19 protein-coding genes are annotated in these 19,223 nt (G+C 66.3%); 11 read left to right on the forward strand and 8 right to left on the reverse strand.

Annotated elements, in window-relative coordinates:
• Positions 1-27 precede the first annotated feature (27 nt).
• Positions 28-822: a 2-keto-4-pentenoate hydratase gene (locus H3H51_RS01245; protein WP_183087203.1), complete on the reverse strand. Its 795-nt coding sequence runs from the start codon at positions 820-822 to the stop codon at positions 28-30.
• Positions 819-1,715, reverse strand: coding sequence for a TauD/TfdA dioxygenase family protein (locus H3H51_RS01250; RefSeq protein ID WP_183087204.1), 897 nt, complete (start codon positions 1,713-1,715; stop codon positions 819-821). The genes H3H51_RS01245 and H3H51_RS01250 overlap by 4 nt, the downstream gene beginning before the upstream one ends.
• A 141-nt stretch (positions 1,716-1,856) precedes the next feature.
• Between H3H51_RS01250 and H3H51_RS01255 the strand changes: the two genes are divergently transcribed.
• Positions 1,857-2,876 carry an AraC family transcriptional regulator gene (locus H3H51_RS01255; RefSeq protein ID WP_183087205.1) on the forward strand — a complete coding sequence of 340 codons (1,020 nt, stop codon included), beginning with the start codon at positions 1,857-1,859 and terminating at the stop codon, positions 2,874-2,876.
• Between the two features lie 10 nt (positions 2,877-2,886).
• Here H3H51_RS01255 and H3H51_RS01260 read toward each other — a convergent pair whose 3' ends face one another.
• A complete protein-coding gene (locus H3H51_RS01260; RefSeq protein ID WP_183087206.1) occupies positions 2,887-3,084 on the reverse strand; it encodes a hypothetical protein in 198 nt (65 codons plus the stop codon).
• A gap of 170 nt (positions 3,085-3,254) precedes the next feature.
• Between H3H51_RS01260 and H3H51_RS01265 the strand changes: the two genes are divergently transcribed.
• The 3 genes from H3H51_RS01265 to H3H51_RS01275 all read left to right on the forward strand — a co-directional run bounded on the left by H3H51_RS01265 (position 3,255) and on the right by H3H51_RS01275 (position 4,791).
• Entirely contained in the window at positions 3,255-3,674 is a 420-nt protein-coding gene (locus tag H3H51_RS01265; protein WP_183087207.1) for an MAPEG family protein, read from the forward strand.
• A gap of 325 nt (positions 3,675-3,999) precedes the next feature.
• Complete coding sequence (locus H3H51_RS01270; protein ID WP_183087208.1) at positions 4,000-4,479, forward strand: Lrp/AsnC family transcriptional regulator; 480 nt, start codon at positions 4,000-4,002, stop codon at positions 4,477-4,479.
• Between the two features lie 93 nt (positions 4,480-4,572).
• Entirely contained in the window at positions 4,573-4,791 is a 219-nt protein-coding gene (locus H3H51_RS01275; protein ID WP_183087209.1) for a DUF2788 domain-containing protein, read from the forward strand.
• 161 nt (positions 4,792-4,952) lie between these two features.
• Here H3H51_RS01275 and H3H51_RS01280 read toward each other — a convergent pair whose 3' ends face one another.
• Positions 4,953-5,582, reverse strand: coding sequence for a pseudouridine synthase (locus tag H3H51_RS01280; protein ID WP_235981266.1), 630 nt, complete (start codon positions 5,580-5,582; stop codon positions 4,953-4,955).
• Positions 5,583-5,722: 140 nt separating this feature from the next.
• Here H3H51_RS01280 and ahr point away from each other — a divergent pair, with 140 nt between their 5' ends.
• Together ahr and H3H51_RS01290 are read left to right on the forward strand one after the other, a co-directional pair.
• Positions 5,723-6,754, forward strand: a complete 1,032-nt coding sequence (ahr, locus tag H3H51_RS01285) for an NADPH-dependent aldehyde reductase Ahr (RefSeq protein ID WP_183087210.1) — start codon at positions 5,723-5,725, stop codon at positions 6,752-6,754.
• Positions 6,755-6,986: 232 nt separating this feature from the next.
• Entirely contained in the window at positions 6,987-8,027 is a 1,041-nt protein-coding gene (locus H3H51_RS01290; protein WP_183087211.1) for an MBL fold metallo-hydrolase, read from the forward strand.
• A gap of 330 nt (positions 8,028-8,357) precedes the next feature.
• Here H3H51_RS01290 and amn read toward each other — a convergent pair whose 3' ends face one another.
• The gene (gene amn / locus H3H51_RS01295; protein WP_183088002.1) at positions 8,358-9,824 is read right to left on the reverse strand and encodes an AMP nucleosidase; all 1,467 of its coding nucleotides are present in this window, start codon (positions 9,822-9,824) and stop codon (positions 8,358-8,360) included.
• Between the two features lie 656 nt (positions 9,825-10,480).
• On the opposite strand from amn, the gene H3H51_RS01300 reads away from it, so the two are divergent.
• From H3H51_RS01300 to H3H51_RS01320, 5 genes are all read left to right on the forward strand, one after another.
• Positions 10,481-11,275, forward strand: coding sequence for a lipase secretion chaperone (locus tag H3H51_RS01300; RefSeq protein WP_183087212.1), 795 nt, complete (start codon positions 10,481-10,483; stop codon positions 11,273-11,275).
• An 83-nt stretch (positions 11,276-11,358) separates the two neighbouring features.
• Positions 11,359-12,102, forward strand: a complete 744-nt coding sequence (locus tag H3H51_RS01305) for a hypothetical protein (protein ID WP_183087213.1) — start codon at positions 11,359-11,361, stop codon at positions 12,100-12,102.
• 79 nt (positions 12,103-12,181) lie between these two features.
• Complete coding sequence (locus H3H51_RS01310; protein ID WP_183087214.1) at positions 12,182-12,325, forward strand: hypothetical protein; 144 nt, start codon at positions 12,182-12,184, stop codon at positions 12,323-12,325.
• Positions 12,326-12,465: 140 nt separating this feature from the next.
• A complete protein-coding gene (locus H3H51_RS01315; protein WP_183087215.1) occupies positions 12,466-13,617 on the forward strand; it encodes an MFS transporter in 1,152 nt (383 codons plus the stop codon).
• Between the two features lie 78 nt (positions 13,618-13,695).
• Positions 13,696-14,358 carry a YoaK family protein gene (locus H3H51_RS01320; protein WP_183087216.1) on the forward strand — a complete coding sequence of 221 codons (663 nt, stop codon included), beginning with the start codon at positions 13,696-13,698 and terminating at the stop codon, positions 14,356-14,358.
• Between the two features lie 7 nt (positions 14,359-14,365).
• Here H3H51_RS01320 and H3H51_RS01325 read toward each other — a convergent pair whose 3' ends face one another.
• The 3 genes from H3H51_RS01325 to H3H51_RS01335 all read right to left on the reverse strand — a co-directional run bounded on the left by H3H51_RS01325 (position 14,366) and on the right by H3H51_RS01335 (position 19,181).
• Entirely contained in the window at positions 14,366-16,015 is a 1,650-nt protein-coding gene (locus H3H51_RS01325) for an acyl-CoA dehydrogenase family protein (protein WP_183087217.1), read from the reverse strand.
• A 1-nt stretch (position 16,016) separates the two neighbouring features.
• Positions 16,017-16,652, reverse strand: a complete 636-nt coding sequence (locus H3H51_RS01330) for a TetR/AcrR family transcriptional regulator (RefSeq protein ID WP_183087218.1) — start codon at positions 16,650-16,652, stop codon at positions 16,017-16,019.
• A gap of 138 nt (positions 16,653-16,790) precedes the next feature.
• Complete coding sequence (locus H3H51_RS01335; protein ID WP_183087219.1) at positions 16,791-19,181, reverse strand: hybrid sensor histidine kinase/response regulator; 2,391 nt, start codon at positions 19,179-19,181, stop codon at positions 16,791-16,793.
• Positions 19,182-19,223: the final 42 nt, after the last annotated feature.

Raw genomic sequence — 19,223 nt, forward strand, 5'->3', positions numbered from 1 at the left:
CGACTGCCCAGCGCACGCCCAACCACTTCAGCTAAACGAGCACGCCACCTCGCCCAGCCCCGCCACCTGCAAGCACAACCGGTCGCCCCGAGCGACCTCGGCAATCGGTGCCAGCGCCCCGGTCAACAGCACATCGCCGGCGCGCAGCGGCTGATCGAGCGCGGCCATCTTGCGCACCAGCCACAGCGCCGTGGCCAACACATCGTCGAGCACGACGGGCACATTCGCCCGCAACGGCTGGTCATTGCTCAGCAAGGTGGCGGATAGCGGCTGCCCGTGCAGTTGCGCCAAGGGCACGACCTGATCGCCCAAGACATAGAGCCCGGAAGACAGGTTGTCGGCGACCGCATCCAGTAGGGTCAGCTGCCAGCCGCTGATGGCCGAGTCGTTGATTTCCAGCGCTGGTACTACCCCGGCGATGCTCGCCAGCAACTGCGCCTGGCTGATCTCGCCAGTGGGCAAGTCCGCACTCAGCAGCAGGGCGATCTCGATCTCGACTTTCGGTTGCAGCAAGCGCTCCCAGACGATGGCTTCGCCCGAGCGGCAGGCGGTGTCGGCGAACAGCCAGCCATACAGCGGCTCCTCGACCTTCAGCGCGGCGCGCAGCGTCGCCGAGGTCAGCCCGGCCTTGGCGCCGCTCAAACGACGGCCCTGGGCCAGGACGTTGTGCACACCCGCCAACTGCACCTGATAAGCCTCGTCCAGGCTGGCCAGGGCAAAGGTCTCGCTGACCCGTGGCCCGGGCTGACGCTGGGCGCGGGCAGTGGCCAGGCTATTGGTCGCGTCCAGCAAACGCGCATCGCTAGTGATTGGCAGGCTCATCGGCTGGGCACCTCGCCAACCACGGTGGTGCGGAACATTTCGCGGCGCATGCCGTGGTAGTCGGCCACCGGCATATGCCAGGTGCTGCGGTTGTCCCAGATCGCCAGGGTGCCCTGCCGCCAGCGCATGCGGCAGGTGAACGCCTCGGTGGTGGCCAGCTTGAACAGGTAGTCGAGTAGCGGCCGCGCCTCGTCCGGACGCAGGCCCTTGATGCCGGAGGTGTAGGCCGGATTGATGAACAGCACCTTCTGCCCGGTTTCCGGATGACGGGTCACCAGGGGGTGGCTGCGCGTCTCCGCCGAGGTGTCGCTACCGTAGCGGATCGCCATGTTTTCCAGCAGCGCGTTGTGCCGGGCGTTGACCCCGTAGGCCATCTCCGGGCTGTGCACCGCGTCGAGGTTTTCCAGCAGCTTTTTCATTCCCGGCGACAGCCATTCGTAGGCCAGCGCCAGGTTGGCGTAGCAGGTATCGCCGCCGAAGGGCGGGATGTCATGACCATAGAGCAAAGTGAACGCCGGCGGGCGCTCCTGGAAGGTCCAGTCGGTGTGCCAGGCGCCACCGAATACGAAAGGCGTCTTCTCCGTGGCTTCCTTGACCACGTGCACCACATGGGGATGGTCGTCCATGCAGGTCACATAGGGCTCGCGGCCGAATTCGCCGAGGTGCTGGGTGACCCGTTCCAGATCGCTGACGCTCAGCGCCTGGTCGCGGATGAAGATCACCTTGTGCGCCAGCAGCGCCTGGCGCAGCTCGGCAAAGCCCTCATCGCTGAGGCGGGTCAGGTCCAGGTCTTCGACGTCTGCGCCGATGGCCCCGGTGGTTGGGGTCACGCGCATGTGGCTGTAGCTGGCGGCACGGTTATGGCTGGGCAGGCAGTAGATGAACTCGCTCATGGCTCGCTCTCGTTGTTGTTGGAGTGCTTACAGAATGCAGGGCGAATGCTAGGCTCGACCATGATGATCACCGCCAAAAAATGATAATCACTGCCAGCTTATTGATCCGTTTGAACCTGACCTGAACAAGGAAATCCCCGGATGGATTGGCGCCAGAACCGTCCGCTGACGGGCGTGCTCTACCTGCTGGAAACCGCCCAGGCAGAGGGTGTGGATACCACAACCTGCCTGATCGGCAGCGCCATCTCCAGCGCGGCGCTGCAGCAGCGCAATGCGCAGATCGAGGCCTGGCAGGAGCTGGCGGTGATTCGCAATCTGATCGAGCATGCCGGCCGCCCGGGCCTGGGCTTCGTCGCCGGGCAGCGCTATCACCTGACGTCTTTGGGGTTGCTGGGTTTCACCATGCTCGCCAGCCGCACCCTCGGCGAGGCGTTCGCCACCTTCAGCCGCTTCCAGTTGCTGGCCCTGACCCTGTGCCCGGCGCGCATCGAGACCGAGCGGCGCGGCACCTGGCTGTTGTTCGATGCCAGTGTGTTGCCACAGGATGCCCGCGCCTTTGTCATCGAGCGCGGCCTGGCTGGCTGCCTGGGTGTGGCCTGCGAACTGCTGCAGCGGCCCATCGAGCCCCTGGCGGTAGAGATGACCAGCGGCGCCCCGGCCGATCTCGTCGCCCTGCAGCGCGACTTTCCCTACCCGGTGCAGTTCGATGGCACGCGCAACGGCATCCTGTTTGCCCATGCCGACCTGCAACTCAACCTACCTCAGGCACATATCAGCGCCCACAGCGAGGGCGAGCAGCTGTGCGAGCGCCTGTGCCTGGAGATTTCCCACAGTCTGGTCAAGGCGCCCACCGCGCGCCTGGTGCAGCAGGTGCTGATCCGCGACTCAGCCAGCCTGCTCAGCGGCCGCGAAGTGGCGCAGCGCCTCGGCCTTTCCGAACGCACCCTGCACCGCCGCCTGGCCAGCGAAGGCCACGGGTTCCAGCAGCTCAACGAGCAGATCAAGCAGCGCCTGGCCGAACGCCTGCTGAGCGACTCGCGCCTGGACCTCAACAGCATCGCCCAGCGCCTGGGCTACGCCGAGGCGGCCAGTTTTTCCCGCGCATTCAGCCGCTGGACCGGCTACGCACCGGGGCAGTGGAAGCGCCAGGGGCCGGCGTAACCAGAGGCGGTCAGAGGCTCATGGTCGCGGTAAGCGCATCCGCCGTCGGGTTCATCGCCAGCGCGCTTGCACCGACAGAATGGCTCACGCTGACTCGCTCGGGCTGGTGGCGCACGGAAGGTGGCTGATCGACCGGCAACAGGGCCGTGGCGCCGAGCAACAACAAAATCAGCACATCGGTCAGGGCGAGGGGTTTGGGGGTGCTCATGGTCGTACTCCGAATCTGGCAGATCCCAGTGTTCCAGAGCGGGCGTCAAGTGGGGGTAAAGACAAGGTAAAGGCGCGACAAGAAACCGAAAAACCAACTAGAGCAATTACTCTAAAAACTCTAGACTGGCGACGCTTTCCCACTCCAAAAACAACATCAAGGAACTGCACATGCCACTCTCCCCTAGCGCCATCGCCCTGCTGGGCCTGGTCGCCCTGCCTCTGATTCTCGTCCTGCTGATGGTCAACCAGCGCGGTCTGCTGGTGCTCGGTGGGCGGATGAAGGTCAACGCCTTCGCCCCCGACGGCAGCAACACCCCCAGCGGTTTCGGCCAGCGCCTGGTGCGCGCCCACGCCAACTGCCTGGAAAACCTGCCGATGCAGGCCGCGGTGCTGCTCTACGCCATCGCCAGCGGGCAGACCGCGATCACCGACCCGCTGGCCTGCGTGCTGCTCGGTGCGCGGCTGTTCCAGGCCGCCATCCACCTGATCAGCACCAGCCCCCTGTTCGTATGGCTGCGCTTCGCCGGCTTCCTGGTGCAGTTGCTGGTGCTGGCCTGGTGGCTGCTCAAGCTGGCCGCGCTGGTCTAAGGGAAATCGCGCGCAAGAAAAAGGGGAGGCACTTGGCCTCCCCTTTTTCTTGTCCGGCGCTGGCGATCGTGTCGCCGCTTTCTTCGCCCGCCTGATTGGGCGGTGCGGACCCGGGGGCCTGCACGATCCGGTAGGACCGCCGGCGCCGCGGCACCTGATTGGGCGCTGCGGGTGGACATCTACGTCCGGGCCTTGAAACTGAGAGAAAGCTTAACGGCGCAGCGCCAGCACAGGATTGCGAATATTGCTCAGCAGAGCCTTACTTGCGCAATTTTTCACCACTGTTAAAGTAGCCAGCGCAATCCATTCAAATAAAGATGCCTCCATGAACAAGCTTGACCGCTACGACCTGCGTATTCTCGCCGAGCTGCAGCGCGACGCGCGCATCTCCAACCAGGAGCTGGCCGAGCGTATCGGACTGTCGCCCTCGCCCTGCTCGCGACGGGTCAAGCAGCTCGAAGACGACGGCTATATCGCCCGCCAGGTGGCGCTGCTCGACCGCAAGAAGCTCGGCCTGAGCCTGACCGCCTTCGTCCTGATCGGCATGGACCGCCACACCCCGGAGCGCTTCGAGCACTTCCAGGCGGTGATCCGCCAATGCCCGGAAGTGCTGGAGTGCAGCCTGGTGACCGGGATGGACGCCGACTACCAGCTCAAGGTGGTGGTGCCGGACATGGATCACTACCAGAAATTCCTGCTCGGCCAGCTGACCCGCATCGAGGGTGTGACCAGCGTGCGCTCCAGCTTCGTGCTCGACTCGGTGATCGCCACCACCGAGCTGCCGCTGGAGCACCTGCGCGGCTGAACGCCGCAGGGCCGAACGGATGCTACTGCGGACTATCCCGGGGCCGTATAATCGCCGCCCCGTTGAAGTCCCAGTCCTACCCGCGAGGCCGCCATGGAAACCGAACAGTTCGAAAACCTGATGATGTACGTCCTGGTCGGCGGGCTGATGGTGTTCATGTTCTTCATCATCTGGGACCTGGCGAAGGAGTCCAAGGCCGGCCGCCTGGGCACGGCGATCCTGTTCCTCGGCCTGGGCCTGTGCCTGTTCGCCTTCCTGGCCAAGCCGCTGATCACCTACATCATCGAAGTGACGCGCGGCATCCACGGCTGATCGCCAAAGCCCCTGTGGATAGCAACAGCCCGATCCTGCAGGAGCGGCAGTCTTGTAGGGTGGATGACGCTCTGTTCATCCACCAATGACCCCGCTCGGTGGATCGGTGAAACGTGATCCACCCTACGTGGTTATCCCTGCGAGTGAGCAGCGCCACACCGCTACAACTGCGGCGGCAGGTCCTTCCACTCGCCGGGCTGCAAGCCATCCAGGCTCCACGGGCCGATGCGCACGCGCACCAGACGCAAGGTCGGCAGGCCCACGGCAGCGGTCATCCGCCGCACCTGACGATTGCGCCCCTCGCGAATCACCAGCTCCAGCCAGGCGGTCGGCACGCTTTTGCGAAAGCGCACCGGCGGATTGCGCTCCCACAGCTGCGGCTCGTCCAGGCGCCGCGCCTCGGCGGGCAAGGTCGGGCCGTCGTTGAGCTGCACACCAGTGCGCAACTGCGCTAGCTGATCCTCGCTCGGCTCGCCTTCCACCTGCACCCAGTAAGTCTTGGCCAGCTTGTGCTTGGGATCGGCAATGCGCGCCTGCAGGCGGCCATCGTTGGTCAGCAGCAACAGGCCCTCACTGTCACGATCCAGACGGCCCGCCGGATAAACACCGGGCACCGCGACGAAATCCTTGAGGGTGGCGCGGCCCTGCTCGTCCTGGAACTGGGTGAGCACGTCGAACGGCTTGTTCAGCACGATCAGCCGCGGCTCGGCCGGTGGCGCCTTGGCCTCGCGGCGCGGGGCCGGTTTGCCGGCAGGGCGGCGGGGAGCGGAAGGACGAGGCGGACGGGGCATGGCAGGTTCGGCAGGCAACAGGGGTGCGCAGTGTAACCGAGGCCACGGCTGGCTTATCAGCGCCGCTGATCGTGCCCCGCAACGGCGCCTGGGCAGCTATGCTGCCGGGGTTGTTTTATCGCCCGATCAAGGAGCCACAGATGAGCACCGAGTCCGTACTCGACACCTTTACCGGCTGGGCCGCGATGGCCGCCGGCGCCGCCCTGAAACCCTACGAATTCACCCCCGGCCCGCTGGGCGCCGAAGAGGTCGAGGTGGCCGTGGAATTCTGCGGCATCTGCCACTCCGACCAGTCGATGATCGACAACGAGTGGGGCAACGCCCGCTTCCCCTTCGTCCCCGGTCATGAAGTGGTCGGCAAGATCGTGCGCGTCGGCGACCAGGTACGCGGCCTCAAGCTCGGCCAGCGCGTCGGTATCGGCTGGTACAAGGGCAGCTGCATGCACTGCAGCTCCTGCATGGAAGGCACCCACCAGCTGTGCCGCACGGTGAAACCGACCATCGTCGGCAGCAACGGCGGTTTCGCCAACCGCCTGCGTGCCCACTGGGCCTGGGCCATCGCCCTGCCGGACAGCCTCGACCCGAGCGCGGCCGGCCCGCTGTTCTGCGGCGGTTCCACAGTGTTCGCGCCGCTGCTGGAACACGACATCAAGCCCACCGACCGCGTCGGCGTGGTCGGCATCGGCGGCCTCGGCCACCTGGCCCTGCGCTTCCTCAATGCCTGGGGCTGCGAAGTCACCGCCTTCACCTCCTCGCTGAGCAAGCAGGAAGAAGCCCAGCGCCTGGGCGCCCACAAGGTGGTGGCATCCAACGACAGCGCCGCGCTGAAGGCGATTGCCGGCACCCTGGACTTCCTGCTGATCACCGCAAGTGCCGACCTGGACTGGAACGCCCTGCTCGGCACCCTGCGTGGCAAGGGCCGCCTGCACTTCGTCGGCATCGTGCCGAGCGCCATCCCGGTGCATGTGTTCAGCCTGATCCCGCAGCAGAAGAGCCTGTCCGGCTCGCCGGTGGGTTCGCCGACGCACATGGCGACCATGCTGGAGTTCTGCGCCCGTCACCAGATCCTGCCGCAGGTGGAGATTTTCCCGATGAGCCAGGTCAACGAAGCCATCGACCACCTGCGCGCCGGCAAGGCGCGCTATCGCGTGGTGCTCGACGCCAGCCGCTAAGCGACTGCCTACGATCTTCAGACTGTCAGCCACACTGCGTTAAAAGCGGCCTCGGGATGCTCATTTACAGCTGTAAATTCCGCTCCCTCGGCCACTTTTGCCTTGTCTGGCTTTAATTCTGAAAATCGTAAACAGCCGCTGCAAGAAAAGCTCGGTTACAGGGCCGCTGCTGACAGCGACGGGATGGACGTGCAAGGTAGACGTCCATCCCCTGCTGGAGTGAAGCGCCACCATGCCCCGTGCCCTACGCCCCACCTGGTTGATCAACCTGCGCACCCTCGCCGGGAAGGGCAATCGCCCCTATCACGGCGCCCCATCGGACCATTTCAATGGCCAGCGCTTCGCCAATATCGAACCCAAACCGCACAAGAGCCTGTGGGCCGTGCTCAAGTGGCAACTCAGCCGCGAGAAGCAGGCGCGCTGGGTCGAGCAACCCGCAGCCAATGACCTCGCGCCGGTGGCCGAGCGAGTCACTGGCAACGAGCTGCGCATCACCTATATCAACCACGCCACCGTGCTGATCCAGCATCGCGGCCTGAACATCCTCACCGACCCGGTCTGGGCACAGCGCGTCAGCCCGTTCAGCTTCGTCGGCCCGCGCCGCTACCAACAGCCGGGGCTGAGCCTCGACCAGCTGCCGCCGCTCGACCTGATCCTGGTCAGCCACAACCACTACGACCACCTCGACCTGCAGACGCTGCGCAGCCTGTGCGAGCGCTTCCCGCTGGCGCAAGTGGTGACGGGCCTGGGCAATGCCGAGCTGATCCGCGAGACCGGTTTCAGCCGTGTGCAGGAGCTGGACTGGTGGCAAAGCCTGCCCCTGGGCGAGGCGCTGGAACTGCATGCGGTGCCGGCGCAGCACTGGTCGTCGCGCACCCGCAGCGACACCAATCGCAGCCTGTGGCTGGGCTTCGTCATCACCTCGCCAGACGGCCCGCTGCTGTTTCCTGGCGATACCGGCCTGGGCCCGGAATTTCGCCTGATTAACCAGCGCTTCGGCCCCATGCGCTTCGCTGCCCTGCCGATTGGCGCCTACGCGCCGCGCTGGTTCATGCGCGACAACCACATGAGCCCGGACGACGCGGTGCAGGCGCACCAGCAGCTGCAGTCACGCCACAGCCTGGCGATCCACTTCGGCACCTTCAACCTGAGTGACGAAGGCCAGTTCGAACCACCGCGCGAACTGGCCCGCTCCCTGAGCGAGCGCCAGGTCGACCCGGATACATTCCGCGTGCCGGTGCCCGGGTATCAGTGGTCGGTGCCGCCGCTGTAGATTCTTCTGAATTGTTCACTTGGCTATTTACCGAAGAACGCTTCGGTCCGGGTTTCGCCTCCCGGCGAGTCACTTTCTCTTTGCTCGCGCGAAAGAGAAAGTAACCAAAGAGAAAGCGCGCCCGACATTCGGGTCTCGCTACGCTCGACTCCCCTCCTTCCGGTGCCGCTCCGGGGGCCGGCGTACAAGGGCCATCCCTGGCCCTTTACGCCTCTCGCCGCATCCCTGCGGCTCGCCCCCCTGCGCAACACCTCCACTCGGCCTACTGACGGGGGCTGGGCTCCGAGCGGCCTGAAAGCTCTCTCAAGCGCAAACAGGCTGTAACAGCACTCAACGGAACGGCGGTTCGTCGAAGCTGCGCAGCTTGCGCGAGTGCAGCGAGTCGAGCTGGCAGCGCAGCAGGTCGAGGGCGGTGATGCCGATCGACAGGTGCTGGCTGACCGCGCGCTGGTAGAAGCCACTGGCCGAGCCCGGCAGCTTGATCTCGCTGTGCAGCGGTTTGTCCGACACGCACAGCAGGGTCCCGTAGGGCACGCGCAGGCGGTAACCCTGGGCGGCAATGGTGCCGCTTTCCATATCCACCGCCACCGCGCGGGACAGGTTGATCAGCGGCCGCTCGTGGGCCCAGTGCAGCTCCCAGTTGCGATCGTCGTAGGTCAGCACGGTGCCGGTGCGCAGGCGCTTCTTCAGGGTTTCGCCGCGCTCGCCGGTGACGCTGGCGGCCGCTTCCTGCAACGCCTGCTGCACTTCGGCCAGGGCCGGGATCGGGATATGCGGCGGCAGTACGCGGTCGAGAATGCCGTCGCGGCGCATGTAGGCGTGGGCCAGCACATAGTCGCCGATGGTCTGCGACTGGCGCAGGCCGCCGCAGTGGCCAATCATCAGCCAGCAATGCGGGCGCAGCACGGCCAGGTGGTCGGTGATGTTCTTCGCGTTGGACGGGCCAACGCCGATGTTCACCAGGGTCACGCCGTGGCCGTCGTTGGCGATCAGGTGGTAGGCCGGCATCTGGTAGCGGTGCCAGACCACCGCATCGGCGACCGCCTGGGCGTCTTCCTCGGACGTGCCGCGCTCGATGATCACGTTGCCCGGCAGCACCATGCGCATGAAGCGCGGGTTGTCGCGCAGCTGCTCAAGGCCGTGGCGGATGAACTGGTCGACGTAGCGGTGGTAGTTGGTCAGCAGGATCCACGGCTGCACATGGCGCCAGTCGCTGCCGGTGTAATGCTGGATGCGCTTGAGCGAGAAGTCGGTGCGTGCCGCGTCGAACAGCGCGAGCGGCAGGTCGCTGCTGTCGCCCCAGCCATACAGGCCATCGGCAACCGAGTCGGTGGCCGCCGACAAGTCGGTGCTGGGGAATACCCGCGCCAACTCGGCAGCGCTGACCCCGGAGCCGGCCAGTTCGTCGCCCTGGTCGACCACATAGGGGTAAGGAATGTTCTGCTGGCTGAAGCCGACTTCCACGGTGACGGTGAAATCTTCCATCAGCGGGCGCAGCTGATCGAGCAGGTAACCGCGAAAAGCGTCCGGTTGGGTAACAGTCACCCGGTAAGTACCCGGCACCTGGACCTTGGCGTAGGCGCGTACCGTACTCGAGACCTCACCCTGGCAGTGGTAGGTCAGGCGCAATTCGGGATAACGGAACAACGCACGCTGCCCCTCGCCCGGCTGCGTGCGTTCCTTGAGATACAACTTGAGTGCCTGACTCAAGGCATTGACGGCCTGCTGATGCAGAGCCGCAAGGCGCGCGACGGCCTCCTCGGCGGTGGCGGCAACAACGAATTCACTGATGGGCATGGCAGACACGGGGCAGCTTCCTGGCTGGAAAGACGGCCCTATCTTGCGCCTTTGCCGGCGCCGGCCGCCAGTCTGGCGAAGCTCGGTCGGTGCTCACCGGGCCGTCCTGCAAGCGGCCTGCGGCGGTACTCAACCGCATCGTACAGCCCGCGCTTGCGCAATCCACCCAGCCACACTGGAAGCCACGGCTGACGCGGCCTGCGGCTCAGCTGATGCGCTTTTCCAAGTATGAGCAGCCGCGGATTTACTACCGCTCCTTAGTACGAACGCCCGGCAAAAAATATGCATCGCCGATTCATTCTTCCTGTGGATTTGAGGGCCCCCGGGCGATTCCTAGACTACCGCGTCGGATGCACGCGCCCGGCCACCCCATAAGAAAAAGAAGGAGACAGAATCATGCACAACCGCATGCAGATCGCCCTGACCAGCCGCCTGATCCTTACACACCCAGCCTGGCCGCCATCGGCCACACCCAACCCCAACACCCCATCGGCCTGAGCGATTTCGATCAGAGCAAAGGGATTTAGCACCCCCACCAAGACTATCCGGGCAGGGACGCCCACCCCATTTATTCAGCCAGCAGCGCCCGGGCACATGGCCCGCGCGGTCGCGCCCCTTCGGCGTTATTCGCTGGCCTCTGTACGGGAGTCTTTGCCATGACAGACAAGAGCCTGCTGACCGTCGGTGCCATGTTGCTGGCCGGCGCCACCATCCTGACGGAACTGCCCGCCTCCAACGAAGCCGACATCTCCGCCTGCCCCACAACAACCCCGGCGGCGCACACGCAAGCTGCCGCCCCCGTACCAGCGCCCATAAGCCAGGCCAATGCGCCCGACATCGCCATGCCGGCCAGCAGCACAAGCGCCCTGCCCAGCGACACCCAGGTCGACGGCGCGCTGCGCCAGGATGCCGAGGGCAAGCTGGTCATCGACCCGGCCCTGCACGACTACCTCGACTACTTCATCGGGCGCATCGACCTGATCGGCCGCAAAGCCGCACTGGCCGCCCTGGCCAAGGATACCCATGGCCGCCTGCAAGCGCCGGCCATGCAGGAGTTCTTCGCCCTGCTGGAGCACTACGCGACCTACAAGCAGGCGCTCATCGCCCTGCTGGACCAGCCACTCAGCGCGTCGCAGCAGCACGATGCCGCCGCCCAGCTGGCACTGATGCGCCAGACCCACGAGCAGGTCATGCAATTGCGCCGGCAATACCTCGGCGAGATGGTGACCAGGGCCTTCTTCGCCGACGAAGAGTCCTATGCGCAGTACACCCTGCGGGGCATGGAGCTGGCCGGCAACCGCGACATCAGCGAGGCCGCCCGCGAGCAGGCGCTGCAGGAACTGGATCAGCTGATCCAGCCGGCCATCCTCGCCAGCCACCAGCATGAACAGGCGCTGGCCCTGGCAACCACGCACCAGCGCGGCAGCACGGACAGCACCACTCACCCGTAACCACTCGCACGCGCGGGCAGGCTAGGCGGCAAGAGCCGCTCCGGCGATCTAGGCTTGGCCTATCGCTGCCAAGGAGAGCCGCCGTGCGCGCCCTGTCGATCCTCTGCCTGTTCGCCCTTCCGCTGTCGGTGCTGGCCGCCGAACTGGACGGCCATTACCACGCCACCCTGGACGGCCAGCCGGCCGAACTGATCCTGCACAGCCAGGGCCAGCAGGTCACCGGCGAGTATGTCGAGAACCAAAGGTTGCGCCTGCCGCTCAGCGGCCAGTTCGACGGCCAGGCGCTGCAGGTGGAGATCCGCGACCCGCGTTCCGGCCAGGTACTGGCCAACATGAACGCCAACTATGCCAACGACATGCTCAACGCCAGCCTCGCCGCGCGCGACCCGGCCAATGGCCAGACGCTGGTGCGTGAGGCCCTGTTCGAGCGCACAGCAGCAGCCCCGGCGGCGGCAGTGACCACGGTGTCAGCGCCGCTGACAAGCAACCCGGACCAGGACCCGCAGCTGGTGGGCACCTGGGTCTACGAGCAGATGACCAACAGCACCGGCGCCGAATTCGCCTCGCTGAGCATGGTCACCACCCTGCGCATCCGCGCCGACGGCAGCATCGAGCAGTGGCGACGCACAGTCGCCGGTGGCAGCGAATGGAGCTATGACCGCCCCGGCGAGCAGCAATACAGTGGCCGCTGGCGCAGCGAAAACGGCCTGCTGCTGGTGCAACTGGAAGGCAGCAAGGAGTACCAGCCCGCCGCCCGCTACCACTTCAGCCAGCCCTATCTGGTGACCGAGAGCAACACCGGCAAGATGACCTGGCAGCGCCGCTGAACCGCCTGGCGGTACGCGTTGACCCCATCAGGGGCGGCCCTTAGACTGCGCGGCCCTTCGTGACAGCCAGCACCCGCCCATGTCGTCGCACGCTCACCTGCCCTGCTCCGCCCAGCCCGATCCGCGGCTGCTGGCGCGCACCTGGCCGCGTGACGCGCTGCTCAAGCGCCGGCGCAGCGTGCTGTTCGCCTTCACCTTCTCGCCTCCCGCCCTCCGCGCCTGAGTCGCACGCTGCGTTGTGGCTGGCCGCTGTCGGCCGCCCCGCGCAAGCCCTGCACTTCTCTGATCGTCACCCGCACCACAGGGCGCGGGTGTTCTCGTTTCGCGTTGGCCACGCCCCGGCCTATGGGGCAGGAGAGCGTCATGCAACGCTGGTTATTGTTTGTTTTGATCTTTGCCGTATCGGTGGTGGGCCTGAGCATGGGCGCTACCCTACCGCTGGTTGCCCTGCGCCAGCACGAGGCCGGTGCCGGCAGCTTGGCCATCGGCGTGCTGTCGGCCCTGCCGGCCGTGGGGATGATCCTCGCCGCCGTGCTGGTCAACCGCCTGTGCCGCCGCTTCAGCGGCCGCCAACTGTACCTGCTGTGTTTCGTGCTGTGCCTGCTGGGCACCCTGGCGCTGTTGCCGGCGCAGCCCCCGCAGCTCCTGCTGGTGGGCGCGCGCCTGCTGCTCGGCCTGGGCATGGGCGTGCTGGTGATCCTCGGCGAGTCCTGGGTCAACGAACTGTGCAGCGAACAGCGCCGTGGCCAGGTCGTGGCCTTCTACGCCGCCTGTTTCACCGGCTGCCAGCTGGGTGGCCCGGCGATGATCAGCCTGTTCGGCGCCAGCAGCAGTTGGCCAGTGCTACTGGTGGTGGTGGCCAACCTGCTGGCCCTGGCGCTGGTCTGGCACAGCCTGCCGGCAGACTGGTCGGAATCGGCCGAAGAGGCGCCACGGCGCTTTTCCCTGGTCGGCTTTCTGCGGGTCGCGCCGGCGTTGTGCCTGGGCGTGCTGTTCTTCGCCTTCTTCGATGCAGTGGTGCTGTCGCTGTTCCCGGTGTATGCCAGCAGTCATGGCTACGCGGTGGGCGTGGCGGCGCTGATGGCCAGCGTGATCCTGCTGGGCGACATGCTGTTCCAGGTGCCGCTGGGCTGGCTGTCCGATCGCCTGGATCGACGCATCCTGCACCTGGCCTGCGGCGTGCTGACCCTCGCCCTGGGCCTGGCGTTGCCCTGGCTGATCGACCAGCGCGAGCTGCTGTGGCCGGCGCTGATGCTGCTCGGCGCGGCGGCCGGTGGCATCTACACCCTGGCCCTGGTGTTGATCGGCCAACACTTTCGCGGCCCCGAGCTGGTCACCGCCAACGCCTGCGTCGGCATGCTCTGGGGTGTCGGCAGCCTGCTCGGCCCGCTGCTCAGTGGCGCCCTGATGGGCATCGGCCCACAAGGCCTGCCGCTGGCCCTGTGCCTGGCGGTCAGCCTGTTCGTGGTCGCCGCGTTCGGTGCACTGCCGTTGGCGCGCCGGGCACTCTCCTAACGGCGAATAGTCTCGCCGTTAGGATTCAGGCATAAGTAAGGCGACGACGCCGGGGGGCGTCCTCGCCGAGTGCTCGTCATGATCAATCAACTGCCACGCTGGGTGGAAATTGGCGGCTTCTGCCTGGCCTTGATCGCCGGCAGCGTCAACGCCATCGCCCTGCTCGGCTTCAACCACCAGGGTGTTTCGCACCTGTCCGGCAGCTCCAGCCTGCTCGGCGTGGAGCTCGCCCAGGGCGAACTGACCAGCGCCCTGCACTTGCTGCTGATCCTGCTGAGTTTCGTGCTTGGCGCCGCCATCAGCGGCTGCGTGATCGGCAACCAGTCGCTCAAGCTCGGCCGCCGCTACAGCGTGGCACTGCTGGCGGAGAGCCTCGCGCTGCTGCTGGCGATGCTGATGCTGGAGCGCGGCAGCGACGTCGGCCACTACCTGGCCTCGGCCGCCTGCGGCCTGCAGAACGCCATGACCAGCACTTACAGCGGCGCAGTGGTGCGCACCACCCACGTCACCGGGCTGTTCACCGACCTCGGCATCATGCTCGGCCTCAAGCTACGCGGGCAGCCGGCGGATCGGCGGCGCATCCTGCTGTACCTGATCCTGATCGCCGGCTTCATCGGCGGCGGCCTGCTCGGCGCCCAGGGTTACCTGGAGTGGCGCTACAGATCTCTGCTCGGACCGAGTGCGCTGGCCGCACTGCTGGCGTTGACCTACCTGGCCTACTGGCGCCGCCAGCAGCGCTGAACGCGCCTCAGATCAGGTGCGGCGTGCTGCGCGCCATCAGGGCTTCGGCATTGATACCGCGCGGCAGGGTGCCGTAGACCCGGCCGCCATCGGCCAGGCGGCTGGCGATAAAGGCATCGCTCACCGTGGCGTTGCCGGCTTCCAGCAGCAGCTTGGCCTGCAGGGCCACGGCCACGTCTTCGGTGAGCTGGCGCGCGCGATACTGGATGTCGCCGGTGTCGCGGAAGGCCGCCTGCAACTTCGCGATGTGCGCCTTCAGGCGCGCATCGCCGTGGCCAGCGCCAAGCTCGGCGAACAGCGCATCGAGCACGCCTGGCTCTTTGGACAGCGCGCGCAGTACGTCCAGGCACTGCACGTTGCCGGAACCTTCCCAGGTGGAATTGACCGGCGCCTCGCGGTACAGGCGCGGGAGGATGGTCTCCTCGACATAGCCGGCGCCGCCCATGCATTCGGCGGCCTCGTTGACCATCGCCGGGGCGCGTTTGCAGATCCAGTATTTACCGATGGCGGTAACCAGGCGGGCGAATTTCTCTTCCTGCTCGTCGTGCGGGTTGTCCAGCGCCCTGCCCATGCGCAGGGTCAGGGCCAGCGCCGCTTCGCTTTCCAGGGCCAGGTCGGCCAGTACGTTCTGCATCAGCGGCTGCTCGGCCAGCACCCGGCCGCCGACCTTGCGGTAGGCACAGTGATGCGCGGCCTGGGTCAGGGCCTGACGCATCAGGGCGCTGGAGCCGATCATGCAGTCGAAGCGGGTCAGCGCCACCATCTCGATGATGGTCGGCACGCCGCGACCTTCCTCGCCGACCATCCAGGCCAGGGCGCCACGGAATTCCACCTCGCTGGAGGCGTTGGCCCAGTTGCCCAGCTTGTTCTTCAGGCGCTGGATATAGAACTGGTTGCGCGTGCCGTCCGGGCGGTGGCGCGGCAGCAGGAAGCAGCTCAGGCCCTTGTCGGTCTGGGCCAGGGTCAGGAAGGCATCGCACATCGGCGCCGAGCAGAACCACTTGTGGCCGACCAGTTCGTAGGCCTGGCCCGGGCCGCCCATGCCCAACGCATGCGCCCGGGTGGTGTTGGCGCGCACGTCGGTGCCGCCCTGCTTCTCGGTCATGGCCATGCCGATGGTGACCCCGGCCTTGTGCTCAATGCCGACGTTGCGTGGGTCGTACTCGGTGGCAAGGATTTTCGGCAGCCAGATCTCGGCCACTTCCGGCTGCAGCTTGAGCGCCGGCACACTGGCGTAGGTCATGGTCAGCGGGCAGCCGCTGCCGGCCTCGGCCTGGCTGTGCAGGTAACTCATGCCGGCGCGAGCGACCTGGGCGCCGGCCCGCGGATCGGTCCACGGGGCGGAAGGGATGCCGTGTTCGATCGCCGTGCGCATCAGCTCGTGGTAGGCCGGGTGGAACTCCACCAGATCGACGCGATGGCCGTAGCGGTCATGGCTCTTGAACACCGGCTTGCTCTCGTTGGCGAGGAAACCCGCCGCCATCAGCGGGCCGCCGGCCAGGGCGCCGTAGGTATCCAGCTTGTCCTCGGCCCAGCCACCACCGAAGCGCCGCGTCCACTCCTGCAGCGGCAGGTCGACGCGGTACAGGTTGGCGCCGTCGAGCGAGGGCACCTGGTTGAACACTTCGTGGGTTTCGGCGAATTCGTGCAGGGACATCTCAGGACTCCGGGGCGCCGACGGCGCGCAGGCAGAAGGTGATCAGGGATTGGCTGACGGTGGCCAGGTCCATGGCCGAAGTGCCGGCTTCACGCGCGGCACGGGCTGGCGGCGAAAGCGGGCCGACCAGGGCTTCGGCGATGGCGCCGACCAGGCAGGCGGCCACCAGGGAGATATGGCTGACCCGGAAGGCGCCAAGGCGCGCGCCCTCTTCCAGCAACTCGATGAACAGATCGGCATAGGCCTCGCGAAACAGCAGGCGCTGCTCGTCCACTTCGGCATCCACCGGCTCGGCGATCAGGGCGAAGGCCAGGCGCCGGCTGTGCCAGGCACGTGCGGCGAACTGCTCAAGACCGGCGCTCAGACGCTGTGCCGGCGTACCGGGGCCCTGCAGGATTTCCCGCAAGACATCGACCTCGACCCGGCAGGCACTGCTGAACACCTCGGCGGCAATCTCGCCCTTGCTGCGAAAGTGACGGTACAGGCTGCCGGTGGCAATGCCGGCATCCTCGGCCAGGGCCTGCATGGTCAGGCTGGCAAAGCCGCCCTCACTGACCCGCGCACGGGCGCAGTGGAGGATGCGCTCACGCAGTTCCTGGTCGCGATCGATGCGTTGAGTGGAGGCGCGGTAGACCATGGGCTGAATCCGGATTCATCAATTGAATTCAGTGAATCACGGTTCAGACCTTGAGAGAAGACGACGATCCGGCCAAAGAATGCGCAAATCACGGCCAGCCGCGCGATCACCCGCGAGCGGTCGCGGGTGCTGGCGGGGCTATTCGGTCCGCGCGGGCTGGCTGAGCACCCAGTCGTGCAACAGAGTCTGCAGCTCCAAGTACTTCACCGGCTTGGCCATGTAGTCGCTCATGCCGGCGGCCAGGCAGCGCTCGCGGTCGCCGCTGTGGCTGTGGGCGGTAATGGCCAGCACCGGCAGGTCAGCGCAGCCCGGCAACTGGCGCAGCGCACGGCAGGTGGCGAAGCCGTCCATCACCGGCATCTGGCAATCCAGCAGCACCACGTCCATGGGCTCTGTGCGCAGGCGTTCGAGGGCTTCGGCGCCGTTGTCGGCGGTGCGCACCCGGTAGCCGAGCTTGAGCAGCATGCCGCGGGTGACCAGCTGGTTGATCGCGTTGTCCTCGACCACCAGCACGGTGCACTGCTCGGGATGCCGGCGCGGGGAGCCAGTAGGCCGGCGCGCCACCAGCGCCACTTCGCGTGGCTGAGCCGGCAGGCTGAGCAGCAGGGACACCACGAAGACACTGCCCTGCCCCGGCAGGGACTGGTGCTGCAGGGTGCCATCGAGCAGCTCGACCAGTTGTCGGCAGATCGCCAGGCCGATGCCCAGGCCGCCGTACTGGCGGGTCATCGAACCGTCCAGCTGCTTGAAGTGCTGGTACAGGCTGCCATCGGCCGGCGCCGTGAAACCGATACCCGTGTCGCGCACCTCGATCCGCAGCGGCACGTTGCCCGTCTGCGCGCTGGGGCTGCTGACGCGCACAGCTACACCACCCTGGTGGGTGAACTTGATGGCGTTGTCGAGCAGGTAGCCAAGGCTCTGCGCCAGCTTGCCGGCATCGCCCTCGAGGGTGTCGGGCAGGCTGGCGTCGAGCTCCAGGTCGAAGGTCAGGCCCTTGTCGGTGGCTTTCTGGCAGTACTGCGCGCGCAGGCCGTCGAACAACCCGCGCAGGCTGAACGGCTGACGTCGCGGGTAGAGCTTGCCGGCCTGCAGTTCGGTGAGGGCGAGGATGTCGTTGACCATGCGCATCATGTCGCGCGCCGAACTGGCGGCGGTCTTCTGGTATTGCTCCAGTTCGACATCCATGCGCACCGTCTGCATCAGCTCCAGGGAGCCGATCACCCCGTTCATCGGCGTGCGCAGTTCATGGGTCACGGTGGCGAGGAATTCGTCTTTCAGGCGATTGCTGTCGGCTAGCTCGCGGTTGAGCACTTCCAGTTCCGCACCGGCCTGCTGGAGGATGCGCGCGCGCTCTTCCTTCATGGCGTTGATGCGGTCGGCCAGGGCCAGCGATAGCAGGCCGACCTCCAGCGCCGAGCCGAACTGGCTGGCGTACATGGTCAGGAAGGTATACGGCAGGTAGCCGAGCACCATCAGGGTGTTGATCACCCCGCCGATCAGGAAGGCGCTCCAGGCGATGATGAAGTAGCGCGCCACGCGCATGCCGCGCAGCAGGGCGAGCACGCCGGCGGTGAAGATCACCACGGTGAACAGCAGGGCCAGGTAGGTGGCCACGCGCAGCGACACGGCGTAGCTGACGGTCAGCGCCAGCACCACCACCAGCGCGCCCACCGCCATCAGCAGGCGCAGGGCCCGGTCGACCCAGAGGCTGTGCTCGGCCGTATGCAGGAAGCTGCGGGCGAACTGACAACCGAACAGCGCTGCCGAACCGATCAGCAGCGGCGTGGAAACGTTCGCCCACCAGGGGTTGTCCGGCCAGAAGTACTGCACGCCGGCGCCGTTGACCGATATCTGGTACAGGCCGAACGAGGCGATATAGAAGATGTAATAGAGGTAGCTGGTGTCGCGCACGCTGAGGAAGATGAACAGGTTGTACACCAGCATCACCAGCAGGATGCCGTAGATGATACCCAGCACGTAGATGCGCAGCGGCTGTTCTTCAATGAACGCGCGCCCCGACCACAACCCCAGCGGCATCTGCATCGACCCCTGGCTCTGCACCCGCAGGTAGATGCGCTGCGTCTGGTCGGGTTGCAGATCGAGGTCGAACAGGTAGTTGCTCTGCTGGATCTGCCGACTGCTGAACGGCAACGCGTCACCGGTGCGCTCGGCCAGGCGATAACCACCGTTGCCGTCGGGCAGATAGAGGTCGAGGTGGTCGAGCGGCGGATAAGCCAATTCCAGCAGCCAGGTTTTCGGCTTGCCCGGCTGGGTCGGGCGGAACAGCAGGTCGAGGCGCAACCAGAACACCGAGCGCGAGTAGCCGGCATTCAGCACCGGCTTGCCGTTCTGGCGGAAGCTGGCGTCCAGGGCGGGAGAGCTGACTTCCTCGATGGTGGCATCGCCACGCACGTCCTCGAACACCTGCATCAGCGGGCCGAGGGTGATGTAGCGGGTGTGCTCGTCGAACTCGACGGCCTGCGCCAGCGAGCTGAAAAGCCAGAAAATGATGAAAAGACCGTAGCGCATGCCGCCCCGCAAAGACTCTGGCGACCAGCACCGGAGAGCCCT

Origin of the sequence: Aquipseudomonas ullengensis (genome assembly GCF_014174475.1) — a bacterium.
GTDB lineage: Bacteria > Pseudomonadota > Gammaproteobacteria > Pseudomonadales > Pseudomonadaceae > Aquipseudomonas > Aquipseudomonas ullengensis.